We start from the raw sequence: 17,348 nt of genomic DNA, 5'->3' as shown, positions 1-17,348 counted from the left end.
CTAAAGGTAAGGCGCATCGTGAAAGTCGATCTCGAGCTGCATCGCCCGGCCGAAGATTGCGCTGAGCCGCGCTTTTTCATCCTCTTCCAGCGTTTCTCCTGCCATGTCGAGTTCATTCTTCAGCCATTGTGCCTGGGCGACGAAATTCGGATCGACATGCAGGTCGACCCATTCCTTCAAGAGGGGATCGCTGATCGGGCGGTTAGCGGCTTCCTTCGACCAGGTCCAGTACATCCACTCGGCCGCAAACATCGCCGCGACCGTGTCGAGGAAGCCGCCTTGGCGGGCGATCTCCAACATGCCGGCGCGAAAGGCCTCGACCTCGGTGATGCCGGTGTCGAAGGACGATGGATCGATGCCGCGGCTGGCGAAGGTGCGCTCGAAATAGGCGATCTGCTCGTTGGCAAGTGCGTCGAGAACCGCGATCAGCCAGCGCTTCTGCGTCATCGTCTTGGCGGTCGCCGCCGCATAGGCAAAGATCGAGATGGCGCTGTCGACGAAGGCGCCTTCATAGACCAGGTAGCGCTCGAAGGCTTCCTTGCTCAGCGCGTCGTTCTTGACGTCCGCGACGAAGCGATGGCCGAGCATCGCGCGGAAAACGGTGTCGTTTTCACGCAGGATTCGGTCTGACAGACTTTCTGCCACCATGCTCAGCCCTCCAGCCCCGGCTCGGCGGCCGCCCGGAAGGCGCGCACGCGCTCGATATCGACGGGGTTCCACCAGACGCCCCCATGCTTCAGCGAGGAAGCGACGATGACGCCATTGGTGCGGCTCAGAATATCGACGATGTTGTCCTTGTTCACGCCGGAGCCGACGAGCAACGGCAGATGCGTCGCCGCGCCGATCTCCTCGATCTCCTCCATCGTTGCGGAATTGCCGGTCCGCTGGCCGGTGGCGATGACACCGTCGGCATCGAAGAAGGCGAGGTCGCGTGTCAATTCCTGGATCGAGCGGTCGGCGACGATCGCGTGGCTGCCATGCTTGACGTGGCTGTCGGCGAAAACCTTGATGTGCTCGGCCCTGAGCAACGAGCGGTAGCGCATGGCTTCGGCCGCCCGGCCCTCCATGAAACCTTCATTGGCGACATAGGCATTGGCCCATTGATTGACGCGGATGAATTTGGCGCCACCGGCCATGGCGATGGCGAAGGCTGGAATCGGTGCGTTGGCAAGCACGTTGACGCCAAGCGGAATGCCGGCGGCGCGCGCGATCCGGTCGGTGACGACGGACATGAAGCCTGTCGTCTCGGGGCCGATATCCTCGGGCTTCGAGAACGGCACGTCGCCGTGATTTTCGATGATCAGCCCATGCAGGCCGCCTTCCACGCAGGCTTCGGCGTCGCGCATGCACGCGTCGTAAATCGCATCCATCGCAGCCCCCCGGTAGCGCGGCGCGCCCGGAAAGGCGGGGCAATGGATCATGCCGATCAGAACCTTGTCCCTGCCGAAGATATCCCTGATGGCGTTGGGCGGCCTGTCCGAAATTTCCTGCATGTCATTCCCTTTCCAATTCCTGCCCGGCGCTGACATCACGCCTGCTTTTCGGTGAGCCAGCCGAGGATGTTCTTCCAGAGCCGGCCGTAGCCTTCCCATTCGCAGAAAGCGGGCGAGAGCCAGTGCGGGCCGATATCCGACGTCCAGGCCGCCGTCCGCCCAGTGCCATGCGCACCGACGACGAGCAGCGGATGGTCGCCCTGATCCTGAGGCAGGCGTGCGACGACCTCGACATCGGCACGGTCGCGCACTTCGACCTCGTTGACGCCGAGAAGGACCGGCCAGGCGCCTTCGAGCCCCCGCATCGTCGGATGCTCCGGCTTCACCACCTCGGCAACCGTGCCCTCGGGAATTTCGACGCGGTCGTCATAAGGCAGGCAGGTGACGGGCAGCGTGTCTTCGACGGGGGTGCGCCGCCAGCGCGCCTTGCCGTCGATACCCTGGAAGGAGAAATAGCCGCCGACCATCAGCAGGCCGCCGCCCTTTTCCACCCATGCCTTCAGAAGCTTCAGCCGGTTCGGCACGGTGCGCGAATGCAGCCACACATCCGGCGGCAGCAGCAGCGAATTGGCGCCGATATCCGAGAGGATGACGGCGTCATAGGCATCGAGCCCCGCCATATCGAAGGGGAATTTCTCCACTGCCTCATGCGCCGGCATATAGGTGAGTTCGAAGGCGCTGCCGGCGAGCGCCTTGACCAGCGGTTCGGCGCCGAGATGGAAGGTGACGCTGCCGAACTGGTCGAAGCCTTTGTAATGCGTGGCGGAGCTGACCCAGCTCTCGCCGACGAGGAGGATTTTCTTGGTCATGGTCTACGTTTACCTGTGATCGTTGAATGGATGGAGCTAACCCCCGGCATAAAAGACGCGGCGCGGATTGCTGCGCATCATCTCGTCGAGAAGTGTCCTGTCGAGGCCGTGCCGCTGAAGACGGGGAAGGAAGTGGCGAAGGATATAGGCGTAGCCGTTGCCGCCGTAATGCGTCAGCATCATCTTCAGAAACACGTCGTGCGACAGAAGAATCCGGTCGACATAACCGGCCTCGACGAGACGCACGATCGCACGCGCCGCCTCCTCGTCGCTCGGGCATTGCACCTGCTGATCGGCATAGAAGAAATCCATGCCGATCATGTCGTATTCGATGAAGGCGCCGCGCTCCGCCAGCTCGCTCTGATAGGCGATGTCGTCATGCGACGGATTCATGTGGCAAAGGACGGTGTGGCGGAGATCCGCCCCCTCCTCGGCGACCACGTCGAGCACGCGGTGGCCGAGACGGAACCAGCCTGGCAGATGCACCATCAGCGGGAGCCCGGTCAGCACCTGCGCCCGGGCAGCACCGCGCAGCGATTTCTCCTCCTGGGCGGTGAAATCGGAGGAGACACCGATCTCGCCGATCAGGCCGATCCTGACACCGGTGCCGTCGACGCCTTCGCTCGCCTCGCGGACAATTTCCCGTGCGATGTCGTCGACGCTCATTGCCACGACGCCTTCCGGATGTGAGGAGCCGAGGTAATAACCCGCCCCCATCACGATGTTGAGACCGGATGCTTTCGAGATGCGCTGGAGCGCCAGCGGATCACGGCCGATGCCCTTGCAGGTCGGCTCCACCACCGTGCTGCCGCCCGCTGTGGCGAAATCCTGGAGCTCGGCGATCGCCAGATGTTCGTCGTCGAGCGTGATATTGTGCTTGTTGACGAAGGGGTCCTGCCTGAGTTCGCCGAGGATCTCCATGCAGACGAAGCTTTCGGCGAGATATTGACGTTCCGGTGTCTTCGGCACGTGCCACCAGCAGCGGCAGTCGTTGAGGATATGCTCGTGCATCAGCGTCACGCCGAGCGCATCTGCCGAAATCGGACCGGTGACGGTCATCACCTTGCCGGATCGGACATGCGCTTCGGACAGGCTTTCTGCTGTCTGCTCGCTCATCGCTTCATCCTTTCCTGCCCAGCCGGAAATGGAAATTGGCCGTGAAGATGCGCGTGTTCAGCCAGATCGCGACGAGGATGATGGCGCCGGTGACGATCTGGGTAAAGAACGGCGATATGTGCATCAGGATCAGGCCGTTGCCGATGACGGCGATGGTCAGCGTGCCGAGCACGGTGCCGAGAATGGTGCCGCGTCCGCCCATCAGCGACGTTCCGCCGAGCACGACGGCCGCGATTACCTGCAGCTCGAAACCGACGGCGGCATTGGACGAACCGGAGCCGAGACGAGCGGCGATCAGCAGGCCGGCGACGGCGCAGGCGATACCGGAGATGATATAGACCGAGGCGATGATCCATTTGGCGGGCATGCCGACGCGCCGCGCCGCCTCCGCATTGGAGCCGACCGCCACGACCTGCCGGCCATATTTGGTCGCGGTGATGACGACGTAACCGAGAATGGCGATGATGACGGCGATGACCGCCGGGATCGGGAAGCTCAGGATTTCGCCGCGGCCGAGCGCGAAGAAGCCCGGCGCATCCTTGATCGGGATGGAATAGCCCTGGGTCAGATAGAGCGCCAGGCCGCGCAGGATCGAGAGGCCGGCAAGCGTCACGATGAAGGCCGGAATGCCCTGATAGGCAGTGAACCAGCCCTGAACCAGACCCATGAAGCCGCCGAGCACGATCATGCCGATGACCACCGACGGCCAGGGAACACCCATCGCCATGACGATCGCCGCGACCGCATTGACGAGCGCGACCTGCGAGCCGACCGAGAGATCGATGCCGCCGGTGATGATGACGAAGGTCATGGCGATGGCAACGATCAGGATGGGAGCGGCCTGCCGCACGATGTTCAGGATATTGCCGAGGGTGAAGAAGGTTTCGCTGCCGATCGAGAAGAAGATCATGCAGGCCAGGAAGAAGATGGTGATCGACAGCACCTGCGCATGTTCGCCGAAGAAATCGGCGACGCGCGAGCCGTGACCGCGTTCCGTATAAGCCGTCATTGTCTGGCTCCTTCACCGACGATCAGCCTGACGAGGTCTTCGAGGTTGGTGCTGCCGATCTGCCGTTCGGCCACCTTCGTGCCCTCGTACATCACCGCGATACGGTCGCAGACCCGGAAGAGATCCTGCAGCCGGTGGGTAATGAGGATCACCGAAACCCCATTTGCCTTGACGCGGTTGATCAGGGCCAGAACCGCCTCGACCTCGGCGACGGCAAGTGCTGATGTCGGCTCGTCCATGATCAGCACTTTCGGCTTGAAGGAGGCAGCGCGTGCGATCGCGATCGCCTGACGCTGCCCGCCGGAGAGCTGAGCGACCTTGCCGGTCAGCCTCGGGATGCGGATCTCAAGCGAATCCAGCATCTTGCGCGCTTCGGCCAACATCGTCCTGGTGTCGAGAAACGGCCCGCGGCTGAGTTCGCGGCCGAGGAAGAGATTGCCGACGACATCGATATGATCGCAGAGGCTGAGATCCTGGAACACCATTTCGATGTTTCTGCCGCGCGCATCCGCGGGGCCGGAGAAACGAACCTCTTCGCCTTCCATGGTGATTGTGCCGGCATCGGGAATGTAGGTTCCCGAGATGATTTTCGTCAGCGTCGATTTGCCGGCGGCGTTATCGCCGACAAGGCCCAGGCATTCGCCAGGGAAGATGTCGAGATCGACGCCGCGCAGGGCCTGGTGCGAGCCGAACGACTTGCGGATGCCGCGCAGCGAGATGCGCGGGTCGGATCGGGTGCCGCCGGAAGTTCCGGTTCCGGAGGGTGCGAGCCCTCCGGAACCGGCGGCAGCGATGTCACGCTGTCCGCTTTCGATCATTTGAAGACGGCTCGGTACGGCTCGACATTCTCCTTGGTGACGATGGTGATCGGCACCGAGATCGTCTTGGTGACGGCTTCGCCGGCCGAGGCCTTGACGAGTGCGTCGACGGCGGCACCGCCCATTGCGGCCGGATCCTGCTGGACGACGGCGACGACGAAGCCGGCATCGATGCCGGCAATGGCTTCGGCGGTCAGATCCCAGCCGAATACCTTGATCTTATCCTGCTTGCCCTGGCTCTGGACGGCGGCGATCGCCCCCATCAAGGCCGGCTCGCCGGTGGCGTAGATCGCGGTCAGGTCAGGATTGGCGGTGATCAGGTTTTCAGCCGCCGCAAGGGCGTTGTCCTGGATGTTCTGCCCATCGACGACGCCGGCCATTTCAATGCCGTCGACGCCTTTCAGGGTCTTCTCGAAGCCCTCCTGACGGACGTTCTGGATGAACGAGTTCAGCGCGCCGACGACGCCGAGCTTGGCTTTGCCGCCCATGTTCGCCTTGACGTAGTCGAGGAAGTATTTGCCCATGTCGGCGCCGGCCGCGGCATTGTCGACGCCGATCTGCGCCTTCTGCGGGCCGTCCGGCAGGATGGCATCGATAGCCACGACCGGAATGCCGGCATCGGCCGCCTGCTTGACCGCCGGCATGATGCCGTTGACGTCGATCGCCACGACGGCAAGGCCGGAGACCTTTTCCTGGACGTAGGTTTCGATGGCGCTGTTCTGCGCGGTCGTTTCGTTGTTGGCGTTGAAGATCACCAGTTTGACGCCGGCGGCATCGGCCGCCTTCTGGGCGCCCTCATTCATCTGGTTGAAGAAAAGCGCCTGCTGGTTGATCTGCACCAGCGCGACGGTCTTCTTTTCCTGCGCCGCGGCGCTGGACAGGCCGATGAAGGTCAATGCCGTGAAGCCGGCGGCGGCGATCATCGTTCGTCTTGTCAAATTCAGTGTCATGTTCTCATCCTCTTTTGGTTTTTTGACGTTGCTGATTATTATTTCGCAGGCGGCGCAACGGAGTTCCGCACCACGATTTCGACAGGCAGGAGTTCTTCCGAGGCAGATGGTTTCCACTCGTGCCAATTGGTTTCCAGTAGCAGCTCCAGCGACCGCCGGCCGATCTGGCGCACCGGCTGACGGATGGCGGTCAGCGGCGGTGCAAAAAGATGAAGCGGACCGACATCGTCGAAGCCGATGACCGAGATGTCATCGGGGATCGAGACGCCTTGGCTTCTGAAGACCTCGACCAGCCCGATGGCGATCTCGTCGGAGCTGGCGAAGATCGCCGTCGCCTTTCGGTCTCCGGAGAGATAGTCGAGCGCAGCCGCACGGCCGTATTCGATCGTATATTCGCCGGCATAACGATCGGCCCGAGCCTCGTCGCCATGTTGTTCCCTGAGCGCCTTCTGCAGGCCGTCATAGCGCCTGCGGGCGCTGATCATACGCTCGTCGCCGCCGATGAACAGCACATGCCGATGGCCCTGCTCGGCCAGGTGCCGGCCGGCGAGATAACCGCCCTGCTCGTTATCGCAGAACAGCTTCGGCGCCTTCGAATCGGGAATGTCCTCGTCGACGATGATGACCTTGCCGGTGCCGTTGATGAGGGCGGCAAGCGCGCCGTCATCAGGATGGTTGGTGACGAAGATCAGGCCGTCGACGTGATTGCGCTCGATCAGCTGCAGATATTCGATCTCGCGCCCTGGCCGGTTCAGGGTGGCATGCAATGAGACGGCGAGCTTCTTTTCATCGGCCGCCTGCTCCACGGCGGCGACAAGGGTCGCGAAGAAGGGATTGGCGATATCGGGCACGACGAGGCCGATCGTGTCCGAGCGCCCCCTGCTTAAGCGACGCGCATGCGGGTTCGGCCGGTAGTTCAGCGTCTTGATCGCATCCTCGATGCGCTTCTTGGTCTGAAAGGGAAGATCGAGGCTGCCGTTGACGAAACGCGACACTGTCGTGACCGACACCCCGGCGGCGGCGGCAACATCCTTCAGACTCGGTGTCGTTCCCTTGGCCATTGACTAAACCTATTGTAAAGCGGTTTAGTAAACCGCTTTACAAGACAATATCGATTGCTCGCCGTTGTCAACAGCAATGAATGTGCAGGATCTGTTTTTCTTGCCAGCCGATCGAAGCTCGACCGGAAGGCCGTCAGGCGATCGTCGGGTCGAGCTTGTCGCGCAGCCAGTCGCCGGTGATGCTGATCGACAGCGTCGTCAGCATGATGACGAAGGACGGCGCCAGCATGATCCAGGGCGCGCGGGTCAGATATTCGCGCCCGTAGCCGACCATGTTACCGAGGCTGCTCATCGGCGGCTGCACGCCGAGGCCGAGGAAGGAAAGGCTGCTTTCCATCAGGATGATTTCGGGGAAAGTCAGCGTCATCGAGACGATCAGCGTCGAGGCGATGTTCGGCAGGATATGCTTGAGATAGACATGGGCCGGCTTGGCGCCGAGCTGCGTGACGGCGGCGGCATAGCCCTGGCCACTGGCGGCGATGGCAAGGCCGCGGGCGATGCGCGCATAGCGTTCCCAGCCGTAGAAGCCCATCAGGCAGATGAGCAGCGGCAGCGAACTGCCGAAGAAGGCGAGCACGGCAAGTGCCATGATGAGGAACGGCATGGCCGCCTGGAAATCGGCAAGCATGACGACGAGCTGTTCGACGACGCCACGGAAATAAGCGGCGAGAAAGCCGAGCGTCGTGCCGACGAAGGCCGAGATCAGCGTTGCGCCGAAGGCGATCAGCAGCGAGATGCGGATCGATACGATGAGGCGGGAGAGAACATCGCGGCCGAGTTCGTCGGTTCCGAGCCAATGCGCGGCATTGCCTGGCGGTGACAGCCGGTTCTTCAGGTCGAAGGCGGTGATATTGTAGGGCCGGATCCAGTCGGCCGTCAGCGCGATCAGGATCACGACGGCGATCCAGGCAAAACCGATCATCACGAAAACGGGCACGCCGCGCTTCTTCTTTGCGCGCACTTCGTGGATGACGGTCGCCGGTTGAGCGGAGATATTTGTCATGGTTCCGCTCCTTAATGCCTTGCCTGGTTGCTGCGCAGACGCGGGTCGAGATAGCCGTAAAGGATGTCGACGACGAAATTCGAAAACACCATGGTCGCTGCCACCAACAGCAGGATGCACTGAACGACGGCGAGATCGCGGTTTGACACGGCGACGACGAGAAGCCGGCCGACGCCCGGCCAGGAGAACAGCGATTCCACCACGACGGCGCCGGCGATCAGCGTGCCGACCATGAAGCCGGCGATCGTCACGATCGGGATCGCCGCATTCGGCAGCGCATGGCCCCAGACGACGTTTCGCCAGGCAGTGCCTTTGGCACTGGCCGTACGGATATAGGGCTGGCCAAGCACCTCGATCATCGCGCTTCGGGCAAAGCGGGCAAGAATGCCGGCACCACCGATGCTCATGGTGATGATCGGCAGAATGGCATGCATCCAGCTGTCCTGGCCGCCCGACGGCAGCAGGCCGAGCGTGACGGAGAGGATCAGCACCAGCACGAGGCCGAGCACGAAGCTCGGCATGGTGAAACCGACCACCGCGCTCGCCATGACGGCGCGGTCGGTCGAGCTGTCGCGGTGGAGGGCGGCGTAGACGCCAGCCGGAATGCCGATCACCAGTTTAAGGATGAGGGCCGGGATCGTCAGCTCCAGCGTTGCCGGAATGCGGTCGAGCACGAGCTGGATTGCCGATTGGCCGTCGCGCATCGAGATACCGAGATCCCCGCGGGCGATCGCGCTGAAATAGCGCAGATACTGCACCCAGATCGGCTGATCGAGACCCCAGGCGGCACGGAAGGCGCGGATCGCTTCCGGCGGCGCTTCCGGGCCCATGATCGTCAGGGCCGGGTCGCCGGAAAGACGCAGGACGACGAAGGCGAAAGTCACCACCAGCACGATGGTCATCAGCGCGCGGAACGCCCTTATCAGGAAGAAACGGATCATGGCTCAGCTCTCCATGAGCGTTGACGCGGATGCGGGCGTGACGAGGTGGCAAGCAGCTTTTCGACCCGCCTCGATGGTGACGAGGGCCGGCGTCTCGACGCGGCAGCGCTCGACCGCATGGCCGCAGCGGGGATGAAAGGCGCAGCCGGCAGGCCGGGCAGCGGGGTTCGGCGGTTCTCCCTGCAGGATGATACGGTCGCGCAGCGCCGTGCCGGGAACCGGAACGCTGGAGACCAGTGCCTGCGTATAGGGATGCAACGGGCTGCGGAAAATATCCTCCGAAGCTGCTTCCTCGACGATCCGGCCGAGATACATCACCGCGACGCGATCGGCGATGTTGCGTACCACCTTCAGGTCATGGCTGATGAAGGCCATGGCGATGCCGCGCTTTTCCTGCAGGTCGCGCAACAGGTTGATCACCTGCGCCTGGATCGAGACGTCGAGAGCCGAGACCGGCTCGTCGCAGACCAGAAGCTCCGGATTGGTGGCGATGGCGCGTGCAATGACGACGCGCTGGCGCTGGCCGCCCGAAAGCTCGTGCGGATAACGCTCCGCCTGATCGGGGCGAAGACCGACGGCGACGAGCAGTTCATCGACACGTTCGCGCCGCCCCTCCTCGCTTCCGACGGCATGGATGGCAAGCGGTTCGCCGATCTGAGCGCCGATCGAGATGCGCCGGTCAAGGGCTGCCAGCGGATCCTGGAAGACGAGCTGCATGCGCGCCCTCAGGCTACGCCAGCGCGGCGTTCTGAGTGCCGGCATCGCCTCCCCGTCGAAGTGGACGCTGCCTTCGGTCGGAGCTTCGAGCCCGAGCAGCAGCCGGCCCATCGTCGATTTTCCTGAGCCGGATTCACCGACGATGCCGAGCGTCGTCTTCGGTGCGACCGACAGCGAAACGCCGTCGACCGCCCGGACATGGCTAGGCTTTCCGAAGACGCCGCGGCGCATCGTATAGGTCTTGACGAGATCGTTCGCTTCGATCAGCTGAGGTTCGCTCATGCCCACGCCACTCCCTGCTGTGCCTGCATGAGGTTCGGTTTCGATGCGGTGGCGCCGTCACTGAGCGGATGGAAGCAGGCGGTGGCACGGTCGTCGTCAAGTGCGACGAGCGGCGGCACCTTGTTATGACAGAGTTCCGAGGCATGGCCGCAACGCGGCGCGAAGGCGCAGCCGCCGGGCATCCGGCCGGGCTGCGGCACGGTGCCGGGGATCGGTACCAGCCGGGTGCGGCCGGCATCGATACGCGGAATGGCATCGAATAGCCCGCGCGTATAGGGATGGCGCGGCGACCGGAACAACGATCCCGTCGGGCATTTCTCGACAACGTTGCCGGCATACATGACGCAGACGCGTTCGCAGATCTGCGACACCGCGCCGAGATCATGACTGATGAAGACGATCGCCATGCCGGTTTCCTCGCGGATCGAAATCAGCAGATCGAGGATCTGCGCCTGGATCGTCGCGTCCAGCGCCGTCGTCGGCTCATCGGCGATCAGCAGATCAGGATTGCCGGCGAGCGCCATGGCGATCATCAGCCGCTGGTTCTGGCCACCGGAAAATTCATGCGGAAAATTGTCGAAACGGCGTACCGCGTCGGGAATGCCGACCATTTCCATCAGGCGGACGGCCTCGTTGCGGGCGGCCCTGCCGGTCAGGCCGCGGTGCAGTTCGACGGCTTCGGCGATCTGGCGCCCGGCGCGGATGACGGGGTTGAGCGAGCTCGACGGATCCTGGAAGATCATGGCGATGCGGCCGCCGCGAATGCTTTCGAGCTTAGTGCGCGACGCACCGATCAGCTGATCGCTGCCGAGACGCACGCTGCCTGAGACGGAAGCCTTTCCAGGCAGGAGCCCGAGTGCCGCAAGCCAGGTGACCGACTTGCCGCAGCCGGATTCGCCGACGAGACCCACCGCCTCGCCCTTCTCGATCGCCAGATCGATGCCGTGCAGGACTTCGACACCGCTGAAAGCGACCTTCAAATTGGAAATTTCGACCAATGGCATTTCGCCTCTCCTTCTTGCATTCCCGTCGGCCGCCAGATCCGAACGAGAGCATGATGTCGTCCGAAAACCGCTTACACTTCTTGGCATCATGCTGGTGCCTATCGGGCTTGCCTGGTTTCCGGATAGTCGGTGCACCAAATGGCAGCGAGCCGGAGTTTCCCCCCGGCTCGCTGATCTCGTCAGGCCTTGATCAGGACCAGTTGCCCTGGCGGAAGTCCATGGCGAAGGCCGATGCGGCCTTCCAATTGATCGACTTCGACTTGGCGGTGAAGACGGCGTTCTGGTGGAGAACGGTATAGGCGGGGTCTTCGCGCTCGCAGATCTGCAGCATGCGGGCGAAAGCGTCATGGCGCTTGGCGCGATCGGTGCTGGTCTCGAGGAAGGTCGACAGCGTGTTCATTTCGGCGTTGGTCCACTCGCCGACCTGCTGCTGCTGGCCGTTCGGACCGTGCTGGGCGACGATCGAGGAAACCGGATCGGGGAAGCTCGCGGAGTTCGACCAGTCGCGGACGGCGCGCGTCGGCGTCTTTTCGAGGATCTGCTGCCAGTTTTCCTTCATCTCGATCTGCACGTTGAGGCCGACCTGCGCCCACATTTCGACGAGGATCTGCGCCGTCGGCGTCTGGTTGGTATAGTAGTTGTTCAGCAGGCGATACGGGATCGGATCGCCCTTGTAATTGGCTTCCTTGAGGAGCTGGCGGGCAAGATCAGGATTGTATTCCGGCACGGTCCAATCCTTGACCAGCATATCGCCATAGAAATCCCACTGCAGGCCGGCCGGAACGCGCGTGCGGCCTGCCCAAAGCGAGTCGACGATCGCCTGACGGTCGATGGCATGCGTGAAGGCGCGGCGCACCAGCGGGTTGCCGAGCTGGGCATGGGTCTTGTCGAATACAGTCAGGCGGTGGTTGGTGATGATGCCGCCCTGGACTTCGAAGGCAGCGTTCTTTTCGATGCCTTCGATCTGGTCCGGCGGGATGTCGCTGGCGAGGTGATATTCGCCGGACAGCAGGCCATTGACGCGTGAGGCGACTTCCGGAACTTCGACGAAGCGGATCTGCTTCACCGGAGGGCGGCCGCCCCAATACTCGTCATGCGCTTCGTAGATCAGGTAGGTGTCCGGCTTGAATTCGGCGACGCGGTAGGGACCGGTCGTGATCGGTGCGCGGGCCCAGTCGAGATAGCTCTTTGCCTCATCCCAGCCGCGGCGATTGGCGATGGCGCTGGCGGCAACGGAGATGCGGCCTTCCATCGTCACGTCAGGCGAACCGTTGACGAAGCGGACGGTGTATTTGTCGACGATTTCGATGCCGAGCAGGGCCGGCCAGATACGGCGGGCGACGGCCGGAATTTCGACCGGCAGTTCCTTGCTTTCGCGGCCGAGCGGGTTCTTTTCGGTGACGAAGATCGTCTTGCCGGTGCTCGGCTGCGTATCGCCGAACATACGTTCCTTGCTGAAGGAGAAGGCGACGTCTTCGGCCGTCATCTCGTCGCCATTGTGGAATTTGACGCCTTGGCGCAGTTTCAGCTCGACGGTCTTGTCGTCGATACGGCGCCATTCGGTGGCGAGCGACGGAACGGCCGAGAGGTTGCCGAGCCAGTCGAGGCCGATCAGGCTTTCCCAGAGCGACGAATTGAAGATGCGCTGGCCGACATTCGACTGTTCGCGCAACGTATCCAGCGTGTTCGAGTTCGAGATCTTCTGGACGGCGATGGTGATCGAAGGACGGTTGTCGGCCTGGGCGATGGAAAAGCGCGGCAGGATCAGCGAGCTGGCGACGCCGGTGGCAAGGCCGAGAGCACCGCGACGGGTGAAGGTGACCATGGGAATATCTCCTTGGGTTCTCTGGTGGTTCGGATCAATGGCTGCGTTCGCTCAGGCCTTCGGGGCCGGAGCGATAATGGGTCAGGGTTCTGTCGGCATGTTTCAGGCGCCAGGAGAGCGCCTTCTGCGCATAGTCCCGCACGAGCGCGGCATAGGCCGGATCGTCGGCGAGATTGGTGAATTCGTTCGGATCGTGGTGCAGATCGAAGAACAGCGGCGGCAGTGCTGCGAAATGAACGTATTTGTATCGCTCGTCCTGGATGACGCAGAGGCTGCAATCATTCATGCCGAGGCCGAGGAAACTCTGCGGCTCGGAATAATAGACGTCGCGGAAGTCGTATTCGTAGTGCAATTCGGTACGCCAATCCTGCGGCCGGCCCTCGCTCAGGAAGGGCAGCAGCGACAGGCCGTCACAGGCGTGCGGGATCTTTCCGCCGAGCCAGTCGAGTATGGTCGGCATGACGTCGATGCTCTCGGTGAAGCCGCTTTCGATCGCGCCGGCGCGTGCATTATCGCCGGCGTCCTTGATGACGAGCGGGATGCGGAAGCTCGAATCGTTGTAGCCGATCTTGCCGAGGAGGTGATGATCGCCGAGCTGCTCGCCGTGGTCGCTGGTGAAGATGATCAGCGTATCGTCCCACTGTCCGGTCTCATCGAGATAGTTAAAGACCCGGCCAAGGCAATCGTCGACCTCAGTAATCAGGCCGCAATAGGTCGCGCGCATCTGGCGCAGTTCCGCTTCGTCGAGCGTCGCACCCGACCCTTCGGCGCCCTGGAAGAAGGAGCCGCGGCGGATGCTGTCAACATAGAATTTCATCAACGGATGTTGTGCAGCCTCGGTGTCCGGGTTGGCCGCGCGGATCGGCGCCGGCATGTCTTCCGGCCGGTACATGGCATGATAGGGAGCAGAGGCGACGAAGGGCGGATGCGGCCGGTAATAACCGAGATGCAGGAAGAAGGGCTTGCCGTCGCGGCCCTTGAGATAGGTCAGCGCCCGCTCGGTGAAGAAGGTCGAGTCCGAAAATTCCTTCGGGATGCGTGACGGACGGTCGGTGGCGCCGGCAACGGCGTCTTCGCCCTCTGGCAGCCAGATATCAGGACGATGCTCCGGCAGCTCGAAGCCGTTCTGTGCCACCCAGCCGAAATAACCCTCCATATTTGGCTCGAAGGCGCCGACCGAATGGAAGCCGTCCATCAAGTCGCCAAGCACCCTGAAGCGCGGATCGTTCGGCGACGTGGTGCGCGGATCCGGCACCGTCGTCGTATAGCCGATCAGCGCCGGATCGTAGCCGACGCCGCGCAACGCCTTGCCGAGGTTGAGGTGGCGCTGGTCGAGCGGCACCGTGTTCTGCACGGCGCGATGGTTCATCAGATAGAGGCCGGTGAGCAGGCTCGCACGGGCCGGACCGCAGGGAACGCAGGTCGTCACATGGTTCCTGAAGGTCACGCCCTCACGACAGAGCCGGTCGAGATTAGGCGTCTTCAGGAAATCGTTTTTCCCGTCGGCACGCAGAACGTGCGGAACGAAATCGGCTCGCCATTGATCAACGACGATGAGGAGAACGTTTTTCTTTCGCATGAAGCCCCCACTTGTGCGGGGCTGTTTGAACCGCGATTATTGCAGCGCGATGACCACTTTTTCAAAGTTCCATGACATTGAACGGATCGTGGGTTTCTTCGCTTTTATTCCAGAAACGCCTCGGAACTGTAATATTTGCGACACAAAAGCCGTTCATCGCGCGTGAGACGGCTCCCCGGCTTCTGCTGTCCGGCTGTCTTTGTCTTCCGGCTCATAAGAATTGCGTTCCGGCGCCAAGACACCCGAAACCTACGTGATTGAATTCCCGGCGTGACAAACTAGATTTGTCCCATGAGCGGATCACGGGCAGTTTCGAGCGGAGACTGGTTGACGGCGGGCAGGCTGGATCTGCCGGCGGGCGGTGGTGCGTTTGCGATTTCCCGGCTGGCCATCGGCCTATTCCTGGTTGATCAGGACCAACACCGGATTGCCGTCGGCTCCGATCGCAAGCGGATCGTGCCGCTGCGGGCCGGCGACGGCTGGATTCTGCCAGCCGGTTCGTCGGGCACCTGCGAATATGACGATGCGCTCTCGTTTTTGAGAGTGGATCTGTCGGATGACTTACTCGACGATGTCGGCTTCGACAAGGCCGACTTCGATCCCGTCGTCGGCAGCCTCGATCCGCTGCTGGTTCAATTCGTCCGCCACGCGGCCTCTCTTCGGGATGCGCCGCAATCCCTCTATCGCGATACGATGAACCTTGCGGTTGCAGCCCATCTGGCCCAGCTGCTCTCGCCTGCCCCGCCGTTATCTGTCGGGATTGGAGACAGACGGCTGCGCCGGGCGCTTGTCTATATTCATGACAATCTCGCCGAGGATCTTTCCCTCAACGACATGGCTTCCGAGGCGGCGATGAGCCGGTTCCATTTCGTGCGCGCCTTCGCCGCCGCATTCGGCACGTCGCCGCTGCAATATGTCATCCGTGAACGCATGGAACACGCCAAAGTGCTGCTCAGGACCACGAGCGTCCCAGTCGCCACCGTCGCCATCCGCGTGGGTTATGACGACGTCTCCCGCTTCGGCCGGCATTTCAGGCGCAGCACCGGGATCACGCCCGCCGCGTTTCGCCGGCGATAACGCTCCGGCCGAGAATGACAATAAACACATAATAAATGCCAAGATTTGCTCCGGCGCCTGCGCGCCGATGCTGCGAGACTCCTCCCCGTATCTGATGAAACCGGCGATGACGGCGAGGAGATCTTCGATGAGACTATCGACCCTTACTGCGATTGGCGTTGCCCTGCTGCATTCGACGGCCATTGCGGCCGGCATCGAGGCGCGTCCCGTCTCCTTCCAGAACGAGGGAGTGACGCTTGCCGGCACGCTCTATCTTCCCGCCGACTACAAGCCGGGCGAAAAGCGCCCCGGCGTTCTGGTGACTGGCGCCTGGACCTCGATCAAGGAGCAGATGTCCGGCCTTTACGCAGAAGAGATGGCCGAGCGCGGCTTTGTCGCCCTCGCCTTCGATTTCCGCGGCTGGGGCCAGTCCGGCGGCAATATCCGCTTCAAGGAAGATCCGCTGGCCAAGACCGACGATATCATGGCGGCGGCCGACTACATGACGACCCTGCCGGAAATCGACGCCAGCAAGATCACCGGCCTCGGCATCTGCGCCTCCGCCGGCTATATGGCGGCGGCGGCTTCGGGCAATCCCGATTTCACCGGCATATCGCTGGTGGCGCCGTGGCTGCATGACAAAGCGATCGTCGAGCAGGTCTATGGCGGCGCGGACGGAGTCTCCAGGCTGATCACCACATCCCGCGAGGCTGAGGAAGCCGAGCGCAGCGGCCAGCCTCGGGTGATCGTTGCCGCAAGCGCCGACGACAGCACCGCGCTGATGTACCAGATCCCCTATTACACTGAGTCCAGCCGAGGCCTCATCCCGCAATATGACAACAAGTTCAATCTTGCCTCCTGGGAGCCTTGGCTGACCTATGACGCGGTTGCCATCGGTGACCGGCTGGACAAGCCGACGCTGGTCGTCCACTCGGAAGCAGCGGCCGTCCCGCAAGGCGCGCATGCCTTTTTCGCGCGCCTACATGGCGATGCCTCCGAGATCTGGCTCGACGGTGTCACCCAGTTCGACTTCTACGACAATCCCGAGGATGTCAGCCGGGCGGCCGATGCCGCGGCCGCCCATTTCGAACGGATCAACAAAGGCTCCTGATGCCTGGGAAGGAAATGACGATGAAAACCCTCGTGCTCACAGTTGCCGCCGGCGTCTTGCTGGCCTCGTTCACCGCCAGGGCCGCGCCGATCGGTCCAGACGACCGGGTGGCCATCATCGATGCTATTACCGACATCGCCGCTGGCGCCGACCGTCACCAGTGGGACCGCGTGCGCGGCGCCTTCGCCGACACGGTGACGCTTGATTATACCGGCCTCTGGGGCGGCGAGCCGACCACCCAGCCGGCCGAAGCCGTCATCCGGCAATGGTCTGCCTTCCTGCCCGGCTTCGATCGCACACTGCATCTTGTCAGCAACCACGCCATCGTCGAAAGCGCTGGCCCGACTGCGGTAGCCGAGGCAGATTTCCAGGCCGTCCATCGGATCGGCGCCGAGAGCTGGATGCTGATGGGACATTATCGATATGACCTCACCAAGATCGACGGCGCCTGGAAAGTCTCCCGGCTGGTGGTGACGCCCGCTCATGAGACCGGCAACCGGGCTCTGGTCAACCGGGCCGCGGAACGCGCCGGGCAGCCGGACTGATCCGGCTGTCGCTTTCATTCCAATATCAG

General features: G+C 62.7%; 17 protein-coding genes. 3 read left to right on the top strand and 14 right to left on the bottom strand.

Annotated elements, in window-relative coordinates; all coding sequences use genetic code 11:
* The 14 genes from B5P46_RS01030 to pehA all read right to left on the bottom strand — a co-directional run bounded on the left by B5P46_RS01030 (position 1) and on the right by pehA (position 14,607).
* On the bottom strand, positions 1 to 648 hold the full coding sequence (locus B5P46_RS01030; RefSeq protein WP_129417063.1) for a TenA family protein: 648 nt from the start codon (positions 646 to 648) through the stop codon (positions 1 to 3).
* Between the two features lie 2 nt (positions 649 to 650).
* Entirely contained in the window at positions 651 to 1,493 is an 843-nt protein-coding gene (locus tag B5P46_RS01025) for a BtpA/SgcQ family protein (RefSeq protein ID WP_129417062.1), read from the bottom strand.
* Positions 1,494 to 1,528: 35 nt separating this feature from the next.
* Entirely contained in the window at positions 1,529 to 2,302 is a 774-nt protein-coding gene (locus B5P46_RS01020; protein ID WP_129417061.1) for a glutamine amidotransferase, read from the bottom strand.
* 36 nt (positions 2,303 to 2,338) lie between these two features.
* Positions 2,339 to 3,418, bottom strand: coding sequence for a phosphotriesterase family protein (locus tag B5P46_RS01015; protein WP_129417060.1), 1,080 nt, complete (start codon positions 3,416 to 3,418; stop codon positions 2,339 to 2,341).
* Positions 3,419 to 3,422: 4 nt separating this feature from the next.
* A complete protein-coding gene (locus B5P46_RS01010) occupies positions 3,423 to 4,427 on the bottom strand; it encodes an ABC transporter permease (RefSeq protein WP_129417059.1) in 1,005 nt (334 codons plus the stop codon).
* Positions 4,424 to 5,245, bottom strand: a complete 822-nt coding sequence (locus tag B5P46_RS01005) for an ATP-binding cassette domain-containing protein (RefSeq protein WP_129417058.1) — start codon at positions 5,243 to 5,245, stop codon at positions 4,424 to 4,426. The genes B5P46_RS01010 and B5P46_RS01005 overlap by 4 nt, the downstream gene beginning before the upstream one ends.
* Complete coding sequence (locus tag B5P46_RS01000) at positions 5,242 to 6,195, bottom strand: ABC transporter substrate-binding protein (RefSeq protein WP_129417057.1); 954 nt, start codon at positions 6,193 to 6,195, stop codon at positions 5,242 to 5,244. The genes B5P46_RS01005 and B5P46_RS01000 overlap by 4 nt, the downstream gene beginning before the upstream one ends.
* A 38-nt stretch (positions 6,196 to 6,233) precedes the next feature.
* Complete coding sequence (locus tag B5P46_RS00995; RefSeq protein ID WP_129417056.1) at positions 6,234 to 7,256, bottom strand: LacI family DNA-binding transcriptional regulator; 1,023 nt, start codon at positions 7,254 to 7,256, stop codon at positions 6,234 to 6,236.
* Between the two features lie 133 nt (positions 7,257 to 7,389).
* On the bottom strand, positions 7,390 to 8,259 hold the full coding sequence (locus B5P46_RS00990; protein ID WP_129417055.1) for an ABC transporter permease: 870 nt from the start codon (positions 8,257 to 8,259) through the stop codon (positions 7,390 to 7,392).
* A gap of 11 nt (positions 8,260 to 8,270) precedes the next feature.
* A complete protein-coding gene (locus tag B5P46_RS00985) occupies positions 8,271 to 9,200 on the bottom strand; it encodes an ABC transporter permease (protein WP_129417054.1) in 930 nt (309 codons plus the stop codon).
* A gap of 3 nt (positions 9,201 to 9,203) precedes the next feature.
* Positions 9,204 to 10,199, bottom strand: coding sequence for an ABC transporter ATP-binding protein (locus B5P46_RS00980; RefSeq protein WP_129417053.1), 996 nt, complete (start codon positions 10,197 to 10,199; stop codon positions 9,204 to 9,206).
* On the bottom strand, positions 10,196 to 11,203 hold the full coding sequence (locus tag B5P46_RS00975) for an ABC transporter ATP-binding protein (RefSeq protein ID WP_129417052.1): 1,008 nt from the start codon (positions 11,201 to 11,203) through the stop codon (positions 10,196 to 10,198). Before B5P46_RS00975 ends, B5P46_RS00980 begins: the two co-directional genes overlap by 4 nt.
* Positions 11,204 to 11,393: 190 nt before the next feature.
* Positions 11,394 to 13,028 carry an ABC transporter substrate-binding protein gene (locus tag B5P46_RS00965; RefSeq protein ID WP_027667137.1) on the bottom strand — a complete coding sequence of 545 codons (1,635 nt, stop codon included), beginning with the start codon at positions 13,026 to 13,028 and terminating at the stop codon, positions 11,394 to 11,396.
* A 34-nt stretch (positions 13,029 to 13,062) separates the two neighbouring features.
* The gene (pehA, locus tag B5P46_RS00960; protein ID WP_129417050.1) at positions 13,063 to 14,607 is read right to left on the bottom strand and encodes a phosphoric/sulfuric ester hydrolase PehA; all 1,545 of its coding nucleotides are present in this window, start codon (positions 14,605 to 14,607) and stop codon (positions 13,063 to 13,065) included.
* 291 nt (positions 14,608 to 14,898) lie between these two features.
* Between pehA and B5P46_RS00955 the strand changes: the two genes are divergently transcribed.
* From B5P46_RS00955 to B5P46_RS00945, 3 genes are all read left to right on the top strand, one after another.
* Positions 14,899 to 15,684 carry a helix-turn-helix domain-containing protein gene (locus B5P46_RS00955; RefSeq protein WP_245456080.1) on the top strand — a complete coding sequence of 262 codons (786 nt, stop codon included), beginning with the start codon at positions 14,899 to 14,901 and terminating at the stop codon, positions 15,682 to 15,684.
* Between the two features lie 127 nt (positions 15,685 to 15,811).
* On the top strand, positions 15,812 to 16,774 hold the full coding sequence (locus B5P46_RS00950; protein ID WP_129417049.1) for an alpha/beta hydrolase: 963 nt from the start codon (positions 15,812 to 15,814) through the stop codon (positions 16,772 to 16,774).
* Positions 16,775 to 16,794: 20 nt separating this feature from the next.
* A complete protein-coding gene (locus B5P46_RS00945) occupies positions 16,795 to 17,319 on the top strand; it encodes a nuclear transport factor 2 family protein (RefSeq protein ID WP_129417048.1) in 525 nt (174 codons plus the stop codon).
* Positions 17,320 to 17,348 lie beyond the last annotated feature (29 nt).

The organism is Rhizobium leguminosarum (assembly GCF_004123835.1).
GTDB lineage: Bacteria > Pseudomonadota > Alphaproteobacteria > Rhizobiales > Rhizobiaceae > Rhizobium > Rhizobium leguminosarum_M.
Note: the sequence above shows the minus strand (reverse complement) of the source record. Positions and strands in the feature narration are given on the sequence as shown.